At 74.9% G+C, this 22,687-nt stretch carries 23 protein-coding genes and 1 riboswitch; of the genes, 10 read left to right on the forward strand and 13 right to left on the reverse strand.

Going from position 1 to position 22,687, the window contains the following annotated elements; translation table 11 throughout:
* The first annotated feature begins 56 nt into the window (after positions 1-56).
* Positions 57-2,105, forward strand: a complete 2,049-nt coding sequence (locus ACZ7LK_RS02935) for an MFS transporter (RefSeq protein WP_469465158.1) — start codon at positions 57-59, stop codon at positions 2,103-2,105.
* Between the two features lie 57 nt (positions 2,106-2,162).
* Here ACZ7LK_RS02935 and ACZ7LK_RS02940 read toward each other — a convergent pair whose 3' ends face one another.
* Positions 2,163-2,657, reverse strand: a complete 495-nt coding sequence (locus tag ACZ7LK_RS02940; RefSeq protein WP_392276546.1) for a GNAT family N-acetyltransferase — start codon at positions 2,655-2,657, stop codon at positions 2,163-2,165.
* A 108-nt stretch (positions 2,658-2,765) separates the two neighbouring features.
* On the opposite strand from ACZ7LK_RS02940, the gene ACZ7LK_RS02945 reads away from it, so the two are divergent.
* Both ACZ7LK_RS02945 and ACZ7LK_RS02950 read left to right on the forward strand, forming a co-directional pair.
* Complete coding sequence (locus tag ACZ7LK_RS02945) at positions 2,766-3,410, forward strand: hypothetical protein (protein WP_392276547.1); 645 nt, start codon at positions 2,766-2,768, stop codon at positions 3,408-3,410.
* Complete coding sequence (locus tag ACZ7LK_RS02950; RefSeq protein WP_392276548.1) at positions 3,383-4,138, forward strand: hypothetical protein; 756 nt, start codon at positions 3,383-3,385, stop codon at positions 4,136-4,138. Before ACZ7LK_RS02945 ends, ACZ7LK_RS02950 begins: the two co-directional genes overlap by 28 nt.
* A gap of 24 nt (positions 4,139-4,162) precedes the next feature.
* Here ACZ7LK_RS02950 and ACZ7LK_RS02955 read toward each other — a convergent pair whose 3' ends face one another.
* The 7 genes from ACZ7LK_RS02955 to ACZ7LK_RS02985 all read right to left on the reverse strand — a co-directional run bounded on the left by ACZ7LK_RS02955 (position 4,163) and on the right by ACZ7LK_RS02985 (position 11,480).
* Positions 4,163-4,831 carry an O-methyltransferase gene (locus tag ACZ7LK_RS02955; RefSeq protein WP_392276549.1) on the reverse strand — a complete coding sequence of 223 codons (669 nt, stop codon included), beginning with the start codon at positions 4,829-4,831 and terminating at the stop codon, positions 4,163-4,165.
* A gap of 210 nt (positions 4,832-5,041) precedes the next feature.
* Positions 5,042-5,443: an aggregation-promoting factor C-terminal-like domain-containing protein gene (locus ACZ7LK_RS02960; RefSeq protein WP_392276551.1), complete on the reverse strand. Its 402-nt coding sequence runs from the start codon at positions 5,441-5,443 to the stop codon at positions 5,042-5,044.
* Between the two features lie 287 nt (positions 5,444-5,730).
* Positions 5,731-6,627: an ECF transporter S component gene (locus ACZ7LK_RS02965; protein WP_471138611.1), complete on the reverse strand. Its 897-nt coding sequence runs from the start codon at positions 6,625-6,627 to the stop codon at positions 5,731-5,733.
* Positions 6,591-8,411, reverse strand: coding sequence for an ABC transporter ATP-binding protein (locus ACZ7LK_RS02970; protein WP_471138096.1), 1,821 nt, complete (start codon positions 8,409-8,411; stop codon positions 6,591-6,593). Before ACZ7LK_RS02970 ends, ACZ7LK_RS02965 begins: the two co-directional genes overlap by 37 nt.
* Positions 8,408-9,508 carry an energy-coupling factor transporter transmembrane component T family protein gene (locus ACZ7LK_RS02975; RefSeq protein WP_392276553.1) on the reverse strand — a complete coding sequence of 367 codons (1,101 nt, stop codon included), beginning with the start codon at positions 9,506-9,508 and terminating at the stop codon, positions 8,408-8,410. Before ACZ7LK_RS02975 ends, ACZ7LK_RS02970 begins: the two co-directional genes overlap by 4 nt.
* Complete coding sequence (locus ACZ7LK_RS02980; protein WP_471138098.1) at positions 9,505-10,182, reverse strand: SCO2322 family protein; 678 nt, start codon at positions 10,180-10,182, stop codon at positions 9,505-9,507. Before ACZ7LK_RS02980 ends, ACZ7LK_RS02975 begins: the two co-directional genes overlap by 4 nt.
* Complete coding sequence (locus ACZ7LK_RS02985) at positions 10,182-11,480, reverse strand: prenyltransferase/squalene oxidase repeat-containing protein (RefSeq protein WP_471138100.1); 1,299 nt, start codon at positions 11,478-11,480, stop codon at positions 10,182-10,184. Before ACZ7LK_RS02985 ends, ACZ7LK_RS02980 begins: the two co-directional genes overlap by 1 nt.
* Positions 11,481-11,614: 134 nt before the next feature.
* Positions 11,615-11,685: riboswitch (cobalamin riboswitch) on the reverse strand.
* 365 nt (positions 11,686-12,050) lie between these two features.
* Here ACZ7LK_RS02985 and ACZ7LK_RS02990 point away from each other — a divergent pair.
* Positions 12,051-12,620 carry a hypothetical protein gene (locus ACZ7LK_RS02990; RefSeq protein ID WP_392276557.1) on the forward strand — a complete coding sequence of 190 codons (570 nt, stop codon included), beginning with the start codon at positions 12,051-12,053 and terminating at the stop codon, positions 12,618-12,620.
* 11 nt (positions 12,621-12,631) lie between these two features.
* Here ACZ7LK_RS02990 and ACZ7LK_RS02995 read toward each other — a convergent pair whose 3' ends face one another.
* The gene (locus tag ACZ7LK_RS02995; protein WP_392276558.1) at positions 12,632-13,270 is read right to left on the reverse strand and encodes a TetR family transcriptional regulator; all 639 of its coding nucleotides are present in this window, start codon (positions 13,268-13,270) and stop codon (positions 12,632-12,634) included.
* Between the two features lie 218 nt (positions 13,271-13,488).
* Here ACZ7LK_RS02995 and ACZ7LK_RS03000 point away from each other — a divergent pair, with 218 nt between their 5' ends.
* Genes ACZ7LK_RS03000 through ACZ7LK_RS03010 form a run of 3 tightly spaced genes read left to right on the forward strand, consistent with a single transcriptional unit; the run spans position 13,489 to position 16,653 of the window.
* On the forward strand, positions 13,489-14,793 hold the full coding sequence (locus ACZ7LK_RS03000; RefSeq protein WP_392276559.1) for a glycosyltransferase family 4 protein: 1,305 nt from the start codon (positions 13,489-13,491) through the stop codon (positions 14,791-14,793).
* A 55-nt stretch (positions 14,794-14,848) separates the two neighbouring features.
* Entirely contained in the window at positions 14,849-15,583 is a 735-nt protein-coding gene (locus ACZ7LK_RS03005) for a class I SAM-dependent methyltransferase (protein ID WP_392276560.1), read from the forward strand.
* On the forward strand, positions 15,580-16,653 hold the full coding sequence (locus ACZ7LK_RS03010; RefSeq protein WP_471138103.1) for a prenyltransferase/squalene oxidase repeat-containing protein: 1,074 nt from the start codon (positions 15,580-15,582) through the stop codon (positions 16,651-16,653). The genes ACZ7LK_RS03005 and ACZ7LK_RS03010 overlap by 4 nt, the downstream gene beginning before the upstream one ends.
* 27 nt (positions 16,654-16,680) lie before the next feature.
* Here ACZ7LK_RS03010 and ACZ7LK_RS03015 read toward each other — a convergent pair whose 3' ends face one another.
* From ACZ7LK_RS03015 to ACZ7LK_RS03030, 4 genes are all read right to left on the reverse strand, one after another.
* A complete protein-coding gene (locus ACZ7LK_RS03015; RefSeq protein ID WP_392276562.1) occupies positions 16,681-16,974 on the reverse strand; it encodes a hypothetical protein in 294 nt (97 codons plus the stop codon).
* A 177-nt stretch (positions 16,975-17,151) separates the two neighbouring features.
* The gene (locus ACZ7LK_RS03020) at positions 17,152-17,985 is read right to left on the reverse strand and encodes a hypothetical protein (protein WP_392276563.1); all 834 of its coding nucleotides are present in this window, start codon (positions 17,983-17,985) and stop codon (positions 17,152-17,154) included.
* Positions 17,986-18,147: 162 nt separating this feature from the next.
* Positions 18,148-19,029: an N-acetylmuramoyl-L-alanine amidase gene (locus ACZ7LK_RS03025; RefSeq protein ID WP_392276564.1), complete on the reverse strand. Its 882-nt coding sequence runs from the start codon at positions 19,027-19,029 to the stop codon at positions 18,148-18,150.
* A gap of 92 nt (positions 19,030-19,121) precedes the next feature.
* On the reverse strand, positions 19,122-19,775 hold the full coding sequence (locus ACZ7LK_RS03030) for a class I SAM-dependent methyltransferase (protein WP_392276565.1): 654 nt from the start codon (positions 19,773-19,775) through the stop codon (positions 19,122-19,124).
* 107 nt (positions 19,776-19,882) lie between these two features.
* Between ACZ7LK_RS03030 and ACZ7LK_RS03035 the strand changes: the two genes are divergently transcribed.
* From ACZ7LK_RS03035 to ACZ7LK_RS03045, 3 genes are all read left to right on the forward strand, one after another.
* Positions 19,883-21,325 carry an MFS transporter gene (locus ACZ7LK_RS03035; protein WP_392276566.1) on the forward strand — a complete coding sequence of 481 codons (1,443 nt, stop codon included), beginning with the start codon at positions 19,883-19,885 and terminating at the stop codon, positions 21,323-21,325.
* 59 nt (positions 21,326-21,384) lie between these two features.
* A complete protein-coding gene (locus ACZ7LK_RS03040; protein WP_189548367.1) occupies positions 21,385-21,606 on the forward strand; it encodes a hypothetical protein in 222 nt (73 codons plus the stop codon).
* A 151-nt stretch (positions 21,607-21,757) separates the two neighbouring features.
* On the forward strand, positions 21,758-22,612 hold the full coding sequence (locus ACZ7LK_RS03045; RefSeq protein WP_471138107.1) for a MaoC/PaaZ C-terminal domain-containing protein: 855 nt from the start codon (positions 21,758-21,760) through the stop codon (positions 22,610-22,612).
* Positions 22,613-22,687: the final 75 nt, after the last annotated feature.

Genomic DNA, 22,687 nt, shown 5'->3' on the forward strand with positions numbered 1-22,687 from the left:
CGACGCACGACCACCGCCCCGGCGACCACGGCCCGCGAGACGACGAGGGAGAAGCCATGGCGCAGGAAGTGACCACCCCGGCCACCGGCCCCGCCCCAGGACAGGGGCAGAACCGGCGCACCGTCCTGGTGGCCATCGGCGCCCTGCTGCTCGGCATGCTGCTGGCGGCACTCGACCAGACCATCGTCTCCACCGCCCTGCCGACCATCGTCAGCGAACTCGGCGGCATGGAGCACCTGTCCTGGGTCGTCACCGCCTACATGCTCGCCTCGACCGCCGGCACGCCCCTGTGGGGCAAGCTGGGCGACCAGTACGGGCGCAAGAAGCTCTTCCAGACCGCCATCGTCATCTTCCTCATCGGCTCGGCCCTGTGCGGCATCGCGCAGAACATGCCGCAGCTCATCGCCTTCCGCGCCGTCCAGGGCCTGGGCGGCGGCGGCCTGATGGTGCTGTCCATGGCGATCGTCGGGGACCTCGTCCCGCCGCGGGAGCGCGGCAGGTACCAGGGCCTGTTCGGCGCCGTCTTCGGGGCCACCAGCATCCTCGGACCGCTCCTCGGCGGGCTGTTCACCCAGCACCTCTCCTGGCGCTGGGTGTTCTACATCAACCTCCCCATCGGGGTCGTCGCCCTCTTCGTCATCGCCGCCGTCCTGCACATCCCGGTGCGCTCCAGCCGCCACGCCATCGACTACCTCGGCACCTTCCTCATCGCCTCCGTCGCCACCTGCCTCGTCCTCGTGGCGTCCCTCGGCGGCACCACCTGGGGCTGGGGATCGGCGCCGATCATCGGCCTCGCCGTCCTCGGCGCCGTCCTCCTCGTCTGGTTCGTGCGCGTCGAGCGGCGTGCCGCCGAGCCCGTCCTGCCGCTGAAGCTGTTCCGGATCCGCACCTTCACGCTCGTCTCCGTCATCAGCTTCGTCGTGGGCTTCGCGATGTTCGGCGCGATGACCTACCTGCCGACCTTCCTCCAGGTGGTACGGGGGGTCACTCCGACCATGTCCGGGGTGCATATGCTGCCGATGGTGCTCGGCATGCTGATCACCTCCACCGCCTCCGGCCAGATCGTCAGCCGCACCGGTCGCTGGAAGGTCTTCCCCATCGTGGGGACCGGCGTCACCGCGCTCGGTCTGGTCCTGCTGCACCGCATGGAGGAGACCAGCTCGGACGGCGAGATCAGCCTCTACTTCTTCGTCTTCGGCGCCGGACTCGGCCTCGTCATGCAGGTCCTGGTGCTGGTGGTGCAGAACGCCGTCGCGTACGAGGACCTCGGCGTCGCCACCTCCGGCGCCACGTTCTTCCGCTCCATCGGGGCGTCCTTCGGTGTCGCCGTCTTCGGCACCGTCTTCACCAACCGGCTCACCGGAAAACTCGCCGACGCCCTCGCCGGCCGCGAACTGCCGCCCGGCACCGGCCCCGACCGGCTCGCCGCCGACCCGCGTGCCATCGCCGCGCTCCCGGCCGACCTGCGCCCCGGCGTCCTGCACGCGTACGCGACCTCCATCACCGACGTCTTCCTGTACGCGGCGCCCGTCGTCGTCCTCGCCTTCGCCGTCGCCTGGCTGCTGCGGGAGGACCGGCTGCGCGGCGCCGTCACCGCGCCCGATCCCAGCCAGACCGTGGCCTCCAACCCCGTCGAGCGCTCCTCGTACGACGAGTGCGCCCGCGCCCTGTCGGTGCTCGGCTCCCGCGAGGGCCGCAAGGAGATCTATGAGCGGATCACCGCCCGCGCGGGCCTGGACCTGCTGCCCGCCGCGAGCTGGCTGCTGCTGCGGGTGCGCCGCCACGGCGCCGTGGAGCCCGCCCGGCTCGCCGACACCACCCCCGTACCGATCAGGGCCGTCACCGAGGCCGCCCGGCAGCTTGAGGAGCGGCACCTGGTGCGCCGCGAGGGTCTCCAGCTCCTGCTGACCGACGAGGGCATGGACGTCGCCGGCCGGCTCGCCCACGCCCGCGAGGAGTCCCTGGCGGAGCTGCTCGGCGACTGGTGGGGGCCGGATCGGCCGACCGACCTGGTGCGGCTCGTGGAGGAGCTGACGGCCGAACTGTGCGGCTCCCGCCAGGAACGGCCGCGGACCGCCGCCCCCCGCCGGGACCACACGGCCTGACCGCGCCCGGGTCGTGTCCGCGAAGTCCCGCCCGGTAGGCGGTGTCGCGGACACTCCCTATCGGGTGGGCAGCTCCTTGCCGTACCAGACCTCCATGTACGGGCCCTCGCGGTACGCCGGGATCTCGCGGTAGCCGTGGCGGGTGTACAGCGCCCGCGCCTCGACGAGGTCCAGCCGGGTGTTGAGCACGACGCGCCGGGCGCCCAGCTTGGTCGCGGCCTCCTCCAGGGCGTCCATCAGCAGTGCGGCGCCGCCGGTGCCGCGGAAGGCGTGGCGCACGAAGACCCGGGTGAGCTCCGCCCGTCCGGCGTCCAGCAGGACCACCCCGCCGCACGCCGCCGGCTCCCCGTTCGCGCGGCCGACGACGAACCGGCCCGTCGGCGGGGCGAGCCGGTCCAGGCCCTCGTTGAGGATCCCGTCGTCGATCTCCTCCGCCGTGATGGGCCGGTTGTAGTAGCGGGCGGCCACGTCGTAGTAGTAGTCGACGCGCAGCGCGGTGGCATCGGGGCTGTCGTAACGCTCGGGACGGACGGTCCAGTTGGGGTTCGTCATGGTGCGTCCCTATCCGACCGGCCCGCCGTTTGGCCAACGTATTAGCGGCAACACGGCCGTCGAACAGACACGGAAGAACCCCGACCCCCGGATCGAGGGAAGACAGTCATGTCCACTGTCCTGATCGTCGGCGCTCTGGTCGTCGTCTTCGTCGCCGTCGTGGCCGCGGTCCTGTACGCCGGGCCCGGCAGGGCCGGCGGGCGACGCGGCCGTGGCCTGAAGCGCCGGTTCGGCCCCGAGTACGAGCGGACCGTCGCCCGGCACGACGGCGACACCAAGGCCGCCGAGCGCGAACTCGCCGAGCGCGTCGACCGCCACGGCGACCTGCGCACCCGGCCGCTGACGCGTGAGGCCCGCGAGCGGTACGTGGCCCTGTGGGCCGGTCTCCAGGAGCAGTTCGTCGACGCGCCGCGCCAGGCCGTCACCGAGGCGGACCGGCTCCTGGCCCGGCTGGCCGAGGAGCGCGGCTTCCCGGCGGCGTCCGCGTACGAGGAGCAGGTCGCCGCGCTGTCGGTGCACCACGCCGAACACGTCGACGGCTACCGCCGGGTGCACCGCACCGCCCGGCTGGAGGGCCACACCACCAACGTCGGTACCGAGGAGCTGCGCGGCGCCATGCTGGACGCGCGGCGGCTCTTCGAGGAACTCGTGACCGAGCACCCCGAGGACCACGCCCGGCACGCCCCGCGCCGTCAGGCCGGGCGCGCCCACCGGGTGCACGCCCCGTGGCAGCCGAAGGGGAGTGGTGCCTGATGTCCGCCCGCAACCCCCTGGACCCGCACGCGGCCACCGGCACGCACGCCGACCCGGCCCCCGGCGCCGCGCACAAGGACCCCGGCACCGCTCCGGGCACCCACCCGGACCCGGCCTCGGGCACGGACCCCCGGGCGTCCGACCGCGCGGGGGCCCCGGACGCCTCTGTGCCCCCGAAGCCCCGCACCTCACCGGATCCGGTCGCGCCGGTCGCCCCGGTCGTGCCGGTCACGCCCGTCGCCCCCGACACCGGCCCCGGCGACCCCACCGATTCCGGGACGCCCGGCGGGCCCGGCGTCCACACCGGCGCCGACGTCCGCACCCTGCACGAGGCCCACGCCGAGGCCGACTCCCGTCCCGACACCGACTCCCGTCCCGACACCGACGCCGGTGCCGACTCCCGTACCGGGGCCGACTCCCCCGACGGGACGGGCGCCCGCGGGGTGGCGGGGGTGTCGGAGCCGCTGGTGGCGCGGAGCGTGCGGGACGAGCTCGCCGCGCGCCTGCACCAGGCGTTCACCGACTTCGTCGACGGCCCGCACCGGTCCGTGAAGGAGGCCGCCGACGTGCTGGACGCGGCCGCGGACCACCTCACGACCGCGCTGGCCGAGCACCGCCGGGCGCTGCGCGCCGACTGGGACCACGACGAGGAGGAGCCGGACACGGAGCGGCTGCGCATCACGCTCCAGGCCTACCGCGCCATGGCGGAGCGCCTGCTCAAGGTGTGACCCGCCGGGGGCGACGAGGGGCGGTCAGGCCGCCACGCGGGCGATCAGCATCCCGTCGTACCCCTTCCCGCCGACCGTCTGGAGCGCCGTGGCGTCCAGCCGCGGATCGCGGGCCACCAGGTCGAACAGTTCACGTGTCGCGATCACCGCCGGGTCCGTCGAGGACTCGTCGGTGATCGCGCCGCCGCGTACCACGTTGTCCACGACGACCAGGCTGCCCGGCCGGGTCAGTCGCAGCGCCCACTCGACGTACCGGGGGTTGTTCGGCTTGTCGGCGTCGATGAAGACCAGGTCGAACGGGCCCACGCCCTCCTCGGCCAGTTTCGGCAGCGTGTCGAGGGCGGCGCCCGTCCGGACCTCGGCCACCCCGTCGAGCCCCGCCCTCGCGAGGTTCGCCCGGGCGACGTCGGCGTGCCGGGGGTCGTACTCCAGCGAGACCAGCCTGCCGTCCGCCGGCAGTGCGCGGGCCAGCCACAGGGTGCTGTAGCCGCCGAGCGTGCCGATCTCCAGGATCGTGCGGGCGCCCTGCGTACGGGCCAGCAGGTGCAGCAGTTTGCCCTGCGGCGGCGTGACGCCGATCGCGGGCAGCCCCGCCGCGTCGCTGTCGGCGAGGGCGGCGGCCAGTGCCTCGTCGGCGGGCGCCAGCATGTCGGTGAGGTAGTCGTCCACGGCGGTCCATCGCTCTTGGCTCATACAGCCGAACGTACGGCACGCCCCGCCCGCGGGGCCGTACGTATCCGGCCGTGTCACCCGCGTCCGGCGAGGGCCGCGATGTGCGCCGGCACCGGCAGCCCGGCGGGCAGCGGCAGGCCGGGCCCGGGGGCGCCGAAGACCGGCCGGAAACACGGGAAAGCCCCGGTGAACGGTGTTCACCGGGGCTTCGCGTCATCGGGGCGGGGCGGCTCAGTACCAGCCGTTGGACTGCCAGAAGTTCCAGGCGCCGCACGGGCTGCCGTAGCGGTCGTTCATGTAGTCCAGGCCCCACTCGATCTGGGTGGCGGGGTTGGTCTTCCAGTCGGCGCCGGCGGAGGACATCTTCGAGGCCGGCAGGGCCTGCACCAGGCCGTACGCGCCGGAGGAGGCGTTGGTGGCGCTGGGGTTCCAGCCGGACTCGTGCTCCACGATCTTGCTGAAGCACTGGTACTGACCCGCCGGGACCATCTTCTTCGCGATGTCCTGCGCGGAGGCGGCCGAAGCCGGACCGGTGGTGCCCAGCACGGCGCCGGTGGCACCCAGCAGCACGGCGGCGCCGGCGGCGATGGACTTGGGACGGGCGGAGAAACGGCTGGCGAGCGAGCGGAACACGTAGCGACCTAACGTCGGGGACACGGGGAGTCGCGGAGGCATGCCGGAACCACGCCGGGGGGCGGGGGAAGGTGGCTGCCAGGGGCGTTGCGATGCGAGCTGCGCCCGGCGACATCACCAGAGAAGCAGGGCGGTTCGGCCGCGGCAAGCACCCCCGGTACTAGGCGGGGCCGGACTCGGGGAGGAAGGACTCCCCCCGGCCCGTCGGCGATCAGTGCACGTCACCACGGGAAGCCCGGGGCCGGAAGACCGCCCGTCCCGCCCCACTAACCCGGTTCGTATGTGACCTAGGTCCTGTGGGGTGCTTCACCCTCATCACGCCCTTTCGGGGCGGAAACGGCCCTTATGTTGCCTTCGAATGTGACCTGGGCCTCGAAGGCCGCCCGCCGAGTCGCCCGGCGCAGCGCCTTCAGGACCGTGGATCCGATGGTCATCATCAGCACCACGGTCAGCACGGCACGCCCCAGGTCCCAGCCGAGCGACGTCGCCGCGCAGTACGCGAGGAACCGCACCAGGTTCTCCCGCACCGGATCGCCGGGCTGGAACGAGATCCCGCTGCCCATGCCCTGGAGGGTGACCCACCCCTGGAGGTTCATGACGGTCCCGTACGCGAACGCCGCCACCGCCCCGTACAGCGCCAGCAGCAGCAGCTCGGCCCGGCCACGCAGCCGCTCCGCCCCCGGCAGCAGCCCGGCGCCCAGGGTGAACCAGCCCATCGACAGCATCTGGAACGGCAGCCACGGGCCCACCCCGCCGGTCAGCAGCGCCGACGCGAACATGGTCACCGCGCCCAGCACGAACCCGAACCCGGGCCCGAGGACCCGCCCGCTCAGCACCATCAGGAAGAACATCGGCTCCAGGCCCGCCGTGCCGGCGCCCAGCGGCCGCAGCGCGGCGCCGACCGCCGCCAGCACCCCCAGCATCGCCACTGCCTTGGCGTCCATGCCGCAGTCGGCGATCGTCGCCACCACCACGGCCACCAGCAGCGGCAGCAGCACCGCCAGCAGCCAGGGCGCCTCCTGCGAGCGGCCCGCCAGGACGGACCCGCCGTCCGCGAGGAGCGGCCAGCCGAAGGCGACGACGCCGACGGCGCCGACCAGCACGAGGGCGGCGACCGAGCGGGGCCCCAGGCGCACCGGACGGGCGCTCACAGGGCGGCCTCCACCTGCGGCACGGTCAGCCAGGGCTGCGGGGCCAGCACCTTCGCGACCTGCGGGGCGAAGGCCGGGGAGGAGACGACCACCTCGTGCGTCGGGCCGTCCGCGACGACCTCCCCGTCGGCCAGGACGACGACCCGGTGCGCCAGCTCGGCGGCCAGCTCCACGTCGTGCGTGGCCATCACGATGGCGTGCCCGCCGGCCGCCAGCTCCCTCAGCACACCGACCAGCCTCGCCTTCGCGGCGTAGTCCAGCCCCCGGGTCGGCTCGTCGAGCAGCAGCAGCGGTGGCCGGGCGGTCAGCACCACCGCCAGGGCCAGCGCCAGCCGCTGCCCCTCCGACAGGTCTCTAGGGTGCGTGCCGTCCGCGACGCCCGGCAGCAGCCGCGTCACCAGCGCCCGGCAGGCCCCCGGCGCGGCGCCCGCGTCGGCGTCGGCGGCCGCGCACTCGGCGGCGACGGTGTCGGCGTACAGCAGGTCGCGCGGCTCCTGGGGGACCAGCCCGACGTGCCGGATCAGCTCGCGGGGCGCCGTGCGGTGCGGGACCCGGCCGCCCACGAGGACCGTGCCCGAGGCGGGCTCGACCATCCCCACCAGCGCCCCGAGCAGGGTCGACTTGCCGGCTCCGTTGCGGCCCATGAGCGCCACGGTCTCCCCGGCGCGTACCTCCAGGGCCACGTCCCGCAGCGCCTCGACCCGCCCGTGCCGCACGCCCAGGCCCCGCACCCCGGCGGCCACCGGGCCGGTGCCGCCGGAGCCGCTGCCGTCCGGGCCGGCCCCGCCCCCGGCGCCCCGGCCGGCCGCGCCGCCCGGCCCGCCCGGGTCCGGTGCGCCCGCGCCGCGCAGCAGCCGGCCCAGCGCCACCCGTACGCCCCGCGCGGGCACGGGCGCGGGACCGCCGCCAACGGGACCGCCGGGAACGGGACCGCCGTCAACGGGACCGCCGGGAACGGGACCGCCGTCAACGGGCGCGGGCACGGGTGCCACGGGCGAGCGGCCCGCCAGCCGCTCCCGCAGCGCGCCCGCCCGGCGCCGGGCGTCCCGTACCGACAGCGGCAGCGGGTCCCAGCCCGCCAGCCGGCCGAGGGCGACCACCGGGGGGTGCACCGGCGACACCGCCATGACCTCGGCGGGCGGGCCGACGACCACCGGGGCGCCGGGCGCCGGCAGCAGGGCGACCCGGTCGGCGTACTGGACCACCCGCTCCAGCCGGTGCTCGGCCATCAGCACCGTGGTGCCCAGGTCGTGGACCAGCCGCTGGAGGACCGCCAGGACCTCCTCCGCGGCGGCCGGGTCCAGAGCCGACGTCGGCTCGTCCAGCACCAGCACTTGCGGGTGCGGCGTCAGCACCGAGCCGATCGCCACCCGCTGCCGCTGGCCGCCCGACAGCGTGGCGATCGGCCGGTCCCGCAAGGAGGCGAGGCCCAGCAGATCCAGCGTCTCCTCCACCCGGCGGCGCATCACCGCGGGAGCCAGGCCCAGCGACTCCATCCCGTACGCCAGCTCGTCCTCCACCGTGTCCGTGACGAAGTGCGCGAGCGGGTCCTGGCCCACGGTGCCGACCACGTCCGCCAGTTCACGCGGCGCGTGGGTGCGGGTGTCCCGGCCGCCGACCGTGACCCGGCCCCGCAGGGTGCCGCCCGTGAAGTGCGGGACCAGCCCCGACACCGCGCTCAGCAGCGTGGACTTGCCCACCCCGGACGGGCCCACCAGCAGCACCAGCTCGCCCTCCGGGACGGTCAGGTCGACCCCCTCCAGCGTGGGCGCGGCGGCACCGGCGTACGTCACCGTCACGTTCTCGAACCGGATCACACGGACTCCTTCGGCACCGGGGCCACGAACGCGGGCAGCAGGCCCACCAGAACGGACAGCGCCGGCCACAGCGGCAGGCCGGGCGCGGCGAGCGGAACGACGCCCGGGTGCAGCCCCGGCGCGTCGGAGGCGATCAGCAGGGCCGCCACCGTGGCGCCCGACCCGGCCACCAGCCAGGCGCGGGCGTCCCACCGGTCGGGCCGGTACCGGGTGCGCGCCGAACGGCGGCCGCCCAGCCGCAGCGCCACCAGGACCATCACCACCCCGGCCACCACGAGCGGCACCGCGTACGCACCGCCGGACGCCGCCAGCAGCCCGTACCCGCCGACGCACACGCAGAGCAGCCCGCCCAGCGTCAGGGCCGTGGTGGCGTGCCGCACCGCGCGCGGAACCGGCACCGTCCGCCCGTACCCCCGCGCGTCCATCGACGCGGCGACCGCCACCGACCGCTCCAGCGCACCCTCCAGCACCGGCAGCCCCACCTGGAGCACCGCCGTCACCCCGCCCGTCGGCCGGCCGCGCAGCCGCCGCGCCGTCCGCAGCCGCGCCACGTCGGCCACCATGTTCGGCGCGAACGTCATCGCGACGACCACCGCGACCCCGGCCTCGTACAGCGCGCCCGGCAGCGACTTCAGCAGCCGGGCCGGGCTGGCCAGCGCGTTGGCCGCGCCCACGCAGATCAGCAGCGTCGCCAGCTTCGCCCCGTCGTACAGGGCGAACACCAGTTGCTCGGCCGTCACCCGCCCGCCGATCCGCACCCCCTGCGCCCAGTCGGGCAGCGGGACTTCGGGCAGGGTCACCAGGACGCGGGTGCCGGGTACGGGCGAGCCGAGGACCACCGAGAACACCAGCCGGACCACCAGCACCGCCAGCCCGAGCCGGACGAACGCCCCGTACGAGCGGGCCCACGGCGCGTCGGTCCGGCGGGCGGCCACCACGTAGCCGGCCACGCCGACCAGCAGCCCCAGCACCAGCGGGTTGGTGGTGCGGGACGCGGCCACGGCCAGGCCCAGGGCCCACAGCCACCAGGCGCCCGGGTGCAGGGCGTTGGAGCGGTTCGCCTCGGGAGGGCGCGGGCCCAGGGGAGCGCGGCTCATCGGCGGCGGGCCCGCCACCCGGCGGCGAGGCCCAGGACGGCGACGGCGGCCACTCCGGCGACCGTCCCCACGGACGGCCCGGAGTCCTCCGGCTCCCCGGCGACGGGCTCCTTCCGCCCGCCGGTGCCGCCCGCCGCACCCGCGCCGCCGGGCTGCCCGGCCGGCTCCGACACCTGCTCGCCGCAGCCCGTCCGCGGATACCCGGCGATCGCGCACAGCAGCGCCTGGCCGTTGTACCGCAGCGGTTTCGCGACGGCGGCGAGCGCCTCCGCCGCGGTCGCGTCGGCCCGCACCCGCGCGCACGCCGCACGCGGCCCGGGCGGCCGGCCGGCGCCGTGGGGCGCGTCGGCCGCCGTACCGAAGTCGATGACGACTCCGACCCGCTTGGTGCCGTCCGCCGCGGGTGCCGTACCGCAGATCGCGGCGAAGCCGGGTGCCCGCCGCGGCCGTTGGGCGTCCTGGGAGTCGGCGCTCACCGCGAACCGGTAGCCGTTGACGTCCCCGTCGGCGGGCCGGGCGGTGGCCGGGCCCTGGGTGGCGTACGTCCAGGCGCCCCGGCCGCCGTCGCTCTCCCAGAACGACCAGTAGCGGTAGCCGGCCGCCCGGGCGGGCCCGGCGACGCCGAGCAGCACCGCGCAGACCGCGAGGAGCAGGGTCAGCGAGCGGGCCCGCATCAGCGCTGCCGCTTGCGTCCGCTGAGCAGGAACCCGATGCCCATGCCGGCGACCAGGAAGACGGCGACGACCAGCCAGACGTCGGAGCCCTCCTCCTCGTCGGCCGCCCGGTCCTGCTCGTCGTCCTTGTCCCGGTCCTTCCGCTCCAGGGGCAGCGAGGCCGGTGCCGGTCCCGTCGCGTTGAGCCGCTGGACGAGGTCGACCCCGCCGAAGTCGTGGACGTCCGCGCCCACGGTGTGGGCGGCCAGGACGAGCTGGGCCCAGGCGGCGGGGCCGTTCTCGGTGGCCCAGGGGGCGGCGTTCTTCCGCAGCCAGTCGACGGCCGGGGCCGCCCGCTCGGCGTGCCCCGCCGCGCCCAGCGCGATCACGGCGTCGGCGGTGTTGCCGACGTCCGGCCGGGGCGCGGTGGTGGCGGCTCCGGGCATGGGCGGGAGGTCGAGGTGGCCGCCGCGGGCGAGGGCGCCGGCCAGGTACGCGGCACCGTTGCGGGCGGCGCGCTCGGCCGACGGCGCGCCCGCGGCCCGGCAGGTCGGCTCCTGCTCCGGCTCGGCGCCGCGCGTCTGGAGGTCCTTGCCGAGCCCGGCGAGGACGGCGGCGGCGGTGGCGTCGCCGTTCGCGACGAGCGCGCCGGTCTTCGGGTCCGGCTGGTAGGCGAAGGCGCCCGCGCCGGTCTTGGCGTCGCACGGGATCGCCAGGCCGAGCAGCGCGTCGTACGGGGTGCGGCCGCCGGCGGAGCGGACGTCGCCGGGCCGGTGGCCGGTCGCGGCGAGGGCGCTGACGACGATCGAGGTGGAGTTGGCGTCGCTGGGGGAACCGGGGTTGTAGCCCCAGCCGCCGTCCTTGTTCTGCACGCCCTTCAGCCAGGCGGCGCCCGCGTCGATGGCCTTGCTGACCGGATCGGTGCCGGGTTCGGCGGCCTCGGGCCGGTCGACGCCGGACAGGGCCTGGACGGCGACGGCGGTGGCGTTGGTGTCCAGTGTCGTCCCCGGTCCGCACGTGGTGGCCGGGGCGGGGCGGTACGAGGCGAAGCCGCCGCTGTCGCACTGCTGTCCCAGCAGCCAGTCGACCGCCTTGCGGTTCGGCTCCACCCCGGCCACCTGCTGGGCCATGAAGGCCAGGGACTGGCGCCACACACCGTCGTAGGTGGGGTCCTTCGTGCCGTAGAGCCCGGCGGGGACGGTGGGGGAGGGGGAGGGGGCCGGTGACGGCGCCGCGTGGGCGGCCGGGGAGCCGCCGGACAGCAGGACGGCGGCCGCGGCGAGCGCGGCGGCGCCGTGGCGTACGCGAACGGTGGTCATGGCTACGGTGGCCTCTCCTGCGGGAACCGGGCACCGGTACGCGAAGGGCACCAGGCTCCGGCTCCGTATTCCTCGACGGTGCCGGTCACCGGGCTCAGGGTCCCGGTGACACGAGCCGAACACGTGCTCGCACGGGGCATTCCGGCTCACCGCCGAAGCGGTCTCACGGCTGCGTGGTCAGCGCCGGATTTGCACCGGCTTCCCCCCGTACGGGGCATGATGACGACGGCGCTCACTCTACCGGCGGGTCAGGACGGCCCCCACGCGACGTACGTCACGGCGTCGCGGCCCGGGACCGGCTCCGCGCGGCCCCCGCGCACCGGGCCCGGCGACGGCACCCGGTCGGGTGGGGAGCACCTCGCCGCCGCCCAGGGATGCCCGGTCGACGCGATCACCCTCGTCACGGCGGACGGCGGCGAACCGGTCTTCCCGCCCGCCGAAGGGTGAAGGAGTGACGGAGGAACGGCGCGCTGCGCCCGTCGCTGCCCGGAATGCCCCGTACCTCCGTGCGAAACTGCTGCCTTGATCACGGGGGCACGGGGCCCGCGTGCACGCAGGATTGGGTGTCTCATGCGCAAGGCGATGGGAGTCGTCCCCGCCCGGGTGACGTCGAGGGCTTGGCGGGGCGCGGCCGCGGCCGCCGGTGTGGCGCTGCTGGTCGCCGGCTGCGGCGGTGGCGGTACGGACGGCGGGACGGCCACGCCCGCGTCCCGCACCCCGGCGGGTGCGGGGGCCGGTGCGGAAGCGGGCGACGGCCTGGACGCCGCGGCGGTGACGAAGGAGATCTCGGCCGCGGCCACGGCGGCGGGCTTCACCGAGGAGCCCTCGGACGAGGACGTCCCGCCGGCCCTCAAGCCGTGCATGGTCTCCTGGCAGGTCGACGACAAGAAGGCCACCGACTCCAGGAAGTCCTACGACGCCACCGTCGCGGCCCTCGGCAAGGGCGGCTGGAAGGAGTCGCAGCAGTTCGACCAGAAGGGGTCGGTCGTCACCTCGCTGCGGAAGGGCGGCTGGACGCTCAAGGCGAGCCACCACGGACAGGGCGGCTTCCTGATGGTGTCGTTCATCGCGACCGACTCCAGCCCCACCTGCGAGAAGCTCTTCCAGGAGGACCTGGAGAAGAACAAGAACGCGCGCTGACGGCGGCCCGCTCAGGACGGTCCAGCGGCCCCGTCCCCGCCCGGGGCCGCGTCCGGCGCCGTCAGGTCGATCAGACGGCACACCATCTCGATGTCGATCCTCACCTGGGCGATCGACGCCCGGCCCGACAGCCAGGCGATCAGCGCCGAGTGCCAGGTGTGCTCGATCACCCGCACCGCCGCGAGCTGCTGCGGCGTCGGGTGCTCCAGACCCGTGGCGTCCAGGATGATCGCCGTCGTCCGCCGCGAGACGGCGTCCACCTCCGCGCTCACGCCGCGGTCCGCGAACGTCAGCGCCCGCACCATCGCCTCCGCCAGGTGCGGCTCCCGCTGGAGGGCGCGGAAGGCGCGCATCAGCGTCTCCGCCACCCGCTCCGACGCCGCCCGTCCGGTCGGGGGCCGCTTGCGCAGCGTCGTGTGCAGGTGGTCGAGCTGGTCCTGCATGGTGGCCACCAGCAGGTGGATCTTGGACGGGAAGTAGCGGTACAGCGTGCCCAGCGCGACCCCGGCGGCCTCCGCGACCTCGCGCATCTGCACCGCGTCGAATCCGCCCCGGCCGGCGAGCTCCGCGCCGGCGTGGAGGATCCGGCGGCGGCGCGCCTCCTGGCGCTCGGTGAGCGGTGGCGAGGCCGGTCTGACGTCCCCTGTCATGTGTCCCGTTCCGTTGTTCCGTTCCGCGGCCTGCCGGCGTGCGCACGGGCCGGCTCCGCCCGGCGCCCCGTCGTGGCGTGAATCACCTGTTCCGGCTCTCACAGCGGCGCTACCTGCCGGTAGATTCGAAGCTCCTCGAACGATCAAGTCTGAAACTTGTTCTAGATTAGCGCGACCGGTTACGCTCCGGCGAAACGCAAGGCAGAAGGGGGCCGCGAGTGACCGCTGAGGCCATAGAGGCAGGCCCCCGCGGCGGTGTCACCGGAGGCGACGACGCCCCGCTGCGCATCGCGCTCCTCACCTACAAGGGCAACCCGTTCTGCGGCGGCCAGGGCGTCTACGTACGCCATCTGTCCCGTGAACTGGCCCGCCTCGGCCACCACGTCGAGGTGATCGGCTCCCAGCCCTACCCCGTCCTGGACGAGGGCGTGCCGCTCACCGAGCTGCCCAGCCTCGACCTCTACCGGCAGCCCGACCCCTTCCGCACCCCCGGACGCGGCGAGTACCGGGACTGGATCGACGCCCTCGAGGTCGCCACCATGTGGACCGGCGGCTTCCCCGAACCCCTCACCTTCTCGCTGCGCGCCCGCCGCCACCTGGCCGCCCGCCGCGGCGACTTCGATGTCGTCCACGACAACCAGACCCTCGGCTACGGCCTCCTCGGTGACATCGGCGCCCCGCTCGTCACCACCGTCCACCACCCCATCACGGTGGACCGGCGCCTGGACCTGGACGCCGCCGAGGGCTGGAAGCGCCGCGCCTCCGTCCGCCGCTGGTACGCCTTCACGCGCATGCAGAAGCGGGTCGCCCGCCGCCTGCCGTCGGTGCTCACCGTCTCCGGCACCTCCCGCGACGAGATCGTCGAACACCTCGGCGTACGCCAGGACCGCATCCGCGTCGTCCACATCGGCGCCGACACCGACCTGTGGTCGCCCGACCCGGCCGTCCCCCGGGTCCCCGGCCGGATCGTCACCACCTCCAGCGCCGACGTCCCGCTCAAGGGCCTCGTCCACCTCGTCGAGGCGCTCGCCAAGCTGCGCACCGAGAACCCCGACGCCCACCTCGTCGTCGTCGGCAAGCGCGCCGAGGACGGACCGGTCGCCCAGGCCATCGAGCGGTACGGCCTCGACGGCGCCGTCCGGTTCGTCAAGGGCGTCACCGACGCCGAGCTCGTCGACCTCTACCGGGGCGCCCAGGTGGCCTGCGTCCCCTCGCTGTACGAGGGGTTCTCCCTGCCCGCCGCCGAGGCGATGGCCACCGGGACCCCCCTGGTCGCCACCACCGGCGGCGCCATCCCGGAGGTCGCGGGCCCCGACGGCGAGACCTGCCTGGCCGTCCCGCCCGGCGACGCGGGCGCCCTCGCGGCCGCCCTCGGCCGGCTGCTCGGCGACCCCGACCTCCGTACCCGCCTCGGCGCGGCCGGCCGCGCCCGGGTGCTGGACAGGTTCACCTGGGCCCGAGCGGCCCAGGGCACGGCCGAGCTGTACCGCGAGGCCATCGCGGCGCGCGGAGCCCGCCGGTGACCCCCCAGCCCTCCCGCACACCCACCCCCCTCCTCCGTGAAAGCAGGCCGTCCCCGTGCTGACCGTCGACTTCACCCGCTTCCCGCTCGCCCCCGGCGACCGCGTCCTCGACCTGGGCTGCGGGGCCGGGCGGCACGCGTTCGAGTGCTACCGGCGCGGGGCCCAGGTCGTCGCCCTCGACCAGAACGGCGAGGAGATCCGCGAGGTCGCCAAGTGGTTCGCCGCCATGAAGGAGGCCGGTGAGGCACCCGCCGGGGCCACCGCCACCGCCATGGAGGGCGACGCCCTCAACCTGCCCTTCCCCGACGAGTCGTTCGACGTCGTGATCATCTCCGAGGTCATGGAGCACATCCCGGACGACAAGGGCGTCCTCGCCGAGATGGTCCGCGTCCTCAAGCCCGGCGGCCGCATCGCCGTCACCGTCCCCCGCTACGGCCCCGAGAAGGTCTGCTGGGCGCTCTCCGACGCCTACCACGAGGTCGAGGGCGGCCACATCCGCATCTACAAGGCCGACGAGCTCCTCGCCAGGATCCGCGAGGCCGGCCTCAAGCCGTACGGCACCCACCACGCGCACGCGCTCCACTCGCCCTACTGGTGGCTCAAGTGCGCGTTCGGCGTCGACAACGACAAGGCGCTGCCGGTCCGCGCGTACCACAAGCTGCTGGTCTGGGACATCATGAAGAAGCCGCTGGCCACCCGCCTCGCCGAGCGGGCCCTCAACCCCGTCCTGGGCAAGAGCTTCGTGGCGTACGCGACCAAGCCGCACCACCCCGCGGCGGACGCCAAGTGACCTCCCCCGAACGCACCGAACACCTCGTCCTGCCCGGCGTCCTCACCGCCGAGCAGGCCGCCGAGACCGTCGCCGGCATCCTCGCCGTCCAGCGCGAGGACGGCGCCATCCCCTGGTTCCGCGGCCACCACCTCGACCCGTGGGACCACACCGAGGCCGCCATGGCCCTGGACACGGCCGGCGAACACGACGCGGCCGCGCGCGCCTACGAGTGGCTCGCCCGCCACCAGAACGACGACGGCTCCTGGTACGCCGCCTACCACGACGGCGACCCCACCCGGGTCACCGACCACGGCCGCGAGACCAACTTCTGCGCCTACATCGCGGTCGGCGTCTGGCACCACTACCTCGCCACCGGCGACGACACCTTCCTCGACCGGATGTGGCCGGCCGTCTACGCGGCCGTCGAGTTCGTCCTGCGGCTCCAGCAGCCCGGCGGCCAGATGGGCTGGAAGCGCGAGCCCGACGGCACCCCCGTCACCGACGCCCTGCTCACCGGCTCCTCCTCCATCCACCAGGCGCTGCGCTGCGCCCTGGCCATCGCCGAGGAACGCGAGGAGCCCCAGCCCGACTGGGAACTGGCCACGGGCGCGCTCGCCCACGCCATCCGCCACCACCCCGAGCGCTTCCTCGACAAGAACCGCTACTCCATGGACTGGTACTACCCGGTCCTCGGCGGCGCCGTCACCGGCGCGGCGGCCAAGGAGCGCATCGAGAGCGCCTGGGACGACTTCGTGGTCCCCGGCCTGGGCGTGCGCTGCGTCCTGCCCAACCCGTGGGTCACCGGCGGCGAGAGCTGCGAACTGGCCCTCACCCTCTGGGCGATGGGCGAGTCCGACCGTGCCCTGGAGATCCTCCAGTCCATCGGCCACCTCCGTGCCCCGGGCGGCATGTACTGGACCGGCTACGTCTTCGAGGGCGAGCGCGCCGTCTGGCCCGAGGAGCTCACCACCTGGACCGCGGGCTCCCTGCTGCTCGCCGTCGCGGCCCTCGGCGGGGACGAGGCCACCACCGCGGTGTTCGGCGGCGGTCGCCTCCCCGAGGGTCTGGCGCCGGACTGCTGCGGCTAGCGGCAGGACCCGGACGGCTCGTCCGGGTCAGTACCGGCGCAGCCGGCCGGCCAGGGCGTGGCCGAGGAGCAGGTACACGAGCGCGGCCAGCCCGTAGCCGGCCACGACCCGCAGCCAGGCCGCGTCGAACGTGAACAGGTCGTGCGACCAGCCGGCCAGCCAGCGGGCCGCGTTCTGCACGAACTGCACCAGGTCGTTGGCCCGGTTGGCGTCGAAGAGGTACATCAGGATCCACAGGCCGATGATGGCGGCCATGACGTCGGCGACGACCACTATCGCGGTGGCCGCCGATGCGCTTCCGTTCCGGTGACGGGGAGACATGCGGTACGGATTGCCGCTCCCCGACGCCCGAAACCGGCTCCGTCGCCCAGCCGTTGAGGTCGGCCGGGAGCCGTATGCCCGCCACGCTTTTTGACGGTAGGTCACCTCCGGGCCGGGCGGCCGTACGGCGACGGCCCCCCGCCCGGAAGGGCGAGGGGCCGTACGCGGACGCGCGGCTCAGCCGCGCTGGATGCCCGTGGTGTCCTGGAGCACACCGCGGCGGCCGTCCTGCGTCTGGGCCACCAGGCCCTGGCCGCGCTGTTCCACCGCCAGGTACCAGGTACCGGGCGCCAGTTCCGCGATCGGCGTCGGGGAGCCGTCCTCCGCGTACAGCGGACGGGCCACCGGCACGGCGAACCAGAACGGCGAGAAGTCCGAGGCGCCCGCCGGCTGCGGCGCCGGAGCGCCGCCCTGCGGCTGACCGCCCTGGGACGGCGGCTGCTGGTCGACCTTGGCCGGCTGCGGCTGCACCGGCGGCTGGCCGGCCTGCGACGCGCCCGGGTAGCCGTAGCCACCCTGGGGCTGGCCGCCGTACGGCTGCTGCTGGGCGCCGGGGTAGCCGTAACCGGCCTGCGGCTGCCCGCCGTAGGGCTGCGGCTGCTGCGGACGCGGGGCGCCCACGAGCGGGGCCTTCAGCGCCGGGACCAGCGGGGCCGCCACTGCGGCGGCGGCGAGCGCGATCGTGGCCAGCAGGCCCAGGATCATGCCGGCGCCCGCGTCGGCGTCCATGTCGATGATGGTCCAGAACGCCGTCCACAGCGCGAAGATGCAGAAGGCCACGCCGAACTGGCCCAGGTCGATCCCCGCGATCCGGCGGCCGGGCATCGCCCGCCCGACCACGATCAGCGCCGCCCCGATGACACCGGAGAGGAACATGCTCATCAGGAGGCCCAGGCCGTCCCAGGCGTTGCGCCTCTCGAAGCCGGAGCAGTCGACCCCCGCGGGGCAGTCGAAACTGGTGAGGCCGAGGAACGAGGCGATGAACAGCACCACCGCTGCTCCGATCACCACGCCATCGCCTCGAGTGAGGGAGCGGATGTTCACGTGTAAGAGTCCTTCTCGGTTCGTCTCGTCGGGGTGGCGCGGTGCACGGGGGTGGCCGGGCCCCATCGTACGGATGCGGTACGGGTCCGGGGCTACCCCGGGCCCCCGGCAGGCTACCGCCCGCCGGACCTAGTCCCGCAGGTAGGTGGCGATGCCGGCGGCGATTCCCCGGGCCGCTTTCTGCCGCCATGCCGCGTCTGTCAGCAATGCGGCGTCCTTCGGGTCACGCATATTGCCGCATTCGACGAACACTTTGGGCACGGTCGACAGATTCAGTCCGCCCAGATCCTTCCGGACGTCCAAACCCGTTCCGTCCCCGATGTAGTTGGCCGGGGCGCTGCCGGTGGCCGCCGCGAACTGCCGTGCCACGGCCCGCCCGAGGTCACGGGACGGGGCGACGATCCGGGCCGTGTCCGCCCCGCCGCCCTTGACCAGGGCGGGCAGGATCACATGGAACCCGCGGTTGCCGGCGGCCGAGCCGTCCGCGTGGACGGACACCACGGCGTCCGCCTCCGCGGCGTTCCCGATCCGGGCCCGCTCGTCGACGCACGGGCCGAACGGGCGGTCCGCGTCATGGGTCAGCGTCACGGTCGCCCCCTGCTCCTGGAGCAGGGTGCGAAGACGGTGTGAAACATCCAGGGTGAATGCGGCCTCCGTGTGGCCGGAGTCGGTGGACGTCCCCGTGGTGTCGCATTCCTTGCGGTTCGTTCCGATGTCCACCTGCCGGCCGATCTCCCGGGCGTGGCGGAAGTTCCCGGGGTTGTGGCCGGGGTCGATCACCACCGTCCGGCCGGCGAGCGGCGCCGCCGGGGAGGGGCCCGGGGCGGCGGGCGACGGAGCGGACGGCCCCGGCGCCGGCCGCGCCCCGTGCGGGACGCTCTTCGCCGGACCGCTCGTCACGCCCCAGACCAGCCACCCCGCCAGCGCGGCCGGCACCAGCGCGGCGACCGTCAGGGTGAGCCCGCGCCGGCGGGGCGGGCGCGGGGCCGGTGGGCTGTCGTTCTCGTGCACACCCCGATGCTAGGTCGTGTCTTGCCGATCGGGCCGGACCGGCGACCGGCGGCCGGCGCCGTGCATCGCACGCCCGGACGCCCCCACCCGCGTCAGATGCCCGGGCCCGTACGGCGCAGTACGCGCAGCGAGTCCGTCACCGACACCTCGGTGAACGCCCCGGACTCCAGCGCCCGCAGGTACACGCGGTACGGGGCCTGGCCGCCGTCCGCCGGGTCGGGGAACACGTCGTGGACCACCAGCAGCCCGCCCTCGGCCACGCGCGGCGCCCAGCCCTCGTAGTCGGCGGTGGCGTGCTCGTCGGTGTGGCCGCCGTCGATGAACACCAGGCCGAGCTCGCCCGCCCAGACCCGCGCCACCTGCGGCGAGCGCCCCACGACCGCGATGACGTACTCCTCCAGCCCCGCCGCGTGCAGCGTGCGGCGGAACGTCGGCAGCGTGTCCATCAGCCCCACCTCGGGGTCCACCACCGCCGGGTCGTGGTACTCCCAGCCCGGCTGCTGCTCCTCGCTGCCCCGGTGGTGGTCGACCGTGACCGCCACGGTGCCCGCGGCCCGGGCCGCGTCGGCCAGCAGGATCGTGGAGCGCCCGCAGTACGTGCCGACCTCCAGCAACGGCAGCCCCAGCCGGCCGGCCTCGGCGGCAGCCGCGTGGAGCGCCAGTCCCTCGCGCACGGGCATGAACCCCTTGGCGGCCTCGAAGGCGGCGAGCGTCTCCGGCTTGGGCGGCGCGGCGGGCACGGCCATGGGTTCCTCCTGAGCGGTCCGGCTACTGGGCGGTCACATCGTAGGTGGACCAGGACCTCCGACGTACGTCCATCTCCTGATGTACGGACCGCACGGCACCTGCGACCATGACACCCATGCCTCAGCCCCGTACCGACACGGCCCGCGACCGCACGGCCACCGACACCCCCCTCCCCACCGCCCGCACGTGGGCGGTGATCCTCGCCGCCTGCGCCGGCCAGTTCCTGGTCGTCCTCGACGTCTCGGTGGTGAACGTCGCGCTGCCGTCGATGCGCGCCGACCTGGGCCTGTCCGCCGTCGGGCTCCAGTGGGTGCTGAACGCGTACTCGATCGCCTTCGCCGGGTTCATGCTGCTCGGCGGGCGGGCGGCGGACCTGTTCGGGCGCAAGCGGATGTTCCTGGCCGGGCTCGGGCTGTTCACCGCCGCGTCTCTGGCCGGCGGGCTCGCCGTGGAGGGCTGGCAACTGCTCCTGGCCCGCGCCGTCCAGGGCCTCGGCGCGGCGGTCCTCGCCCCGGCGACGCTCACCATCGTGACCTCCGCCGTACCGGCGGGGCCCGCCCGCACCCGCGCGATCGGCACCTGGTCGGCGGTGGGCGCGGGCGGCGGAGCGGCCGGCGGACTGGTCGGTGGCGTCCTGACCGACCTGCTCTCGTGGCGCTGGGTGCTGCTGATCAACGTGCCGGTCGGCGTGCTGGTGCTCGTCGGCGCCGCGCTGTCCGTCCGCGAGAGCCGGACCGCCGGCGGGCGGCGGCTCGACCTGCCCGGAGCGGTGCTGGTCACCGGCGGGCTGGCGGCCGTCGCGTACGGCATCGTGCAGACCGAGCAGGCGGGCTGGGGCGCCTCCGCGACCCTGCTGCCGCTGTCCGCCGGACTGGCGCTGCTGGCCGCGTTCGTGGCGGTCGAGGCCCGGACGGGCGCCCCGCTCATGCCCCTGGGGGTGTTCCGCTCCCGGGCGGTGACGGCGGCCAACGCGGCGATGCTGCTGAACGGCTCGGCCTCGTTCGCCATGTGGTTCTTCATGACGGTGTACGCCCAGAACGTGCTCGGCTACTCCCCGACGGCGGCCGGCCTGGCCCTCGTGCCCAGCTCGGCCGCCATCATCGTCGGCTCGAAGCTGGCGCCACGGCTGATGGCCGTCACCGGGGCGCGGAACCTCGCGGTGATCGGCACGCTGGTCGCCGCGACCGGGTTCGGCTGGCAGTCCCTGATGGAGGCGCACGGCACGTACGCCACGACGATCCTCGGGCCCGGCGTCCTGATGATGGCCGGCATGGGCCTGGCCATCACCCCGCTCGCCTCCCTCGCCACCTCGGGTGCCGCGCCGGGCGACGCCGGGCTGGTGTCGGGCCTGGTCAACACGTCCCGCACGATGGGCGGCGCCCTCGGACTGGCCGTCCTGTCGACGGTCGCCGCCTCCCGTACGGCGGGCGGCACGGGCCCCGAGGCGCTCACGGCCGGGTACGCGCTGGCCTTCCGTACCGGGGCCGGTGTCCTGCTCGCGGGCGCCGTGCTGATGCTGCTGTGGCTGCCGCGCCGCACCGAGCCGTAAGGTCACGGTCGAGGCAGCCCCCTGCCCCATCCGGCCTCCGTGCCGCATACTGGCGGGAAATGACGAACCGATCCGCGCCCCGGCGCCACCTCGCCACCAGTCCCTTCAAAGCCCCCGTGGCCGCACCGATCAAGCACTTCGCGGTGGGGGACCGGGTTTCCCACGACAGGCACGGCCTCGGCACGGTCATCGCCGTCGAGGACCAGATCGCCACGCTCGTCGACTTCGGGTCGCAGAAGGCCCGTATCGTCAGCCCCTACAAGGGCATGGACAAGCTCTGACCGCCTCCTGACGCTCTGCCCCGCCCCACGGCACGGGGTGGGGCAAAAGCACCCGCAGAACGACTGCCCACACCTGGCGTACAGGCCCCGGCCCGTTCCGGAACCGGTCCCTGCGCGGCCTCGGCGCCGTCGCGCGACGAGCAGGAGACCCATGCCCATCGACGCCGGCCGGGCGACCGCGGCCGAGCCCCGGACCGCCGAGATCGCCTGGGACCACAAGGACGTCCAGCTCTACCACCTCGGCATCGGCGCCGGCCTCCCCGCCACCGACCCCGACGAGCTGCGCTACACCCTGGAGTCCCGGCTCCACGTCCTGCCCAGCTTCGCCACCGTCGCCGGCGCCGGCATGGGCATGATGGGCGGTCTCGCCGCCCCCGGCGTCGACATCGACCTCACCGCCGTGCTGCACGGCGGCCAGCGCGTCGAGGTGCACCGCCCGATCCCCGTGAAGGGCCGCGCCCGCACCACCTCCCGTGTCGCCGCCGTGTACGACAAGGGCAAGGCGGCCGTCCTGGTCCTCCGCTCCGAGGCGGCCGACGACGACGGGCCGCTGTGGACGAGCGACGCCGAGGTCTACGCACGCGGCGAAGGCGGCTTCGGCGGCGAGCGCGGCCCGTCCGTCCGCACCGAACCGCCCGCCCGCGCACCCGACCGGACCGTCGAGCGGCACGTGCGCGAGGACCAGGCGCTGCTGTACCGGCTCTCCGGCGACTGGAACCCGCTGCACGCAGACCCGGAGTTCGCCGAGCTCGCCGGCTTCGACCGGCCGATCCTGCACGGCCTGTGCACCTACGGCATGGCGCTCAAGGCCGTGGCCGACACCCTGCTCGACGGGGAGGTCGCCCGGGTCCGCGCGTACCGGACGCGCTTCGCCGGCGTGGTGTACCCGGGCGAGACCCTCCGTATCCGGATGTGGCGACAGGACGCCGGCGTCCGGCTGACGGTGACCGCCGCCGACCGGGGCGACGCCCCGGTCCTCGCCGACACCCTCGTCGAAACCGGGTGAAGGGTGCCGCACCGGGCGCGCAGCCGTACCGCACGGGGACCGGCCAGGTTTTCCCGGCCCGCACGGCGGAGGGGC

Source organism: Streptomyces sp. NPDC039423, assembly GCF_055598725.1.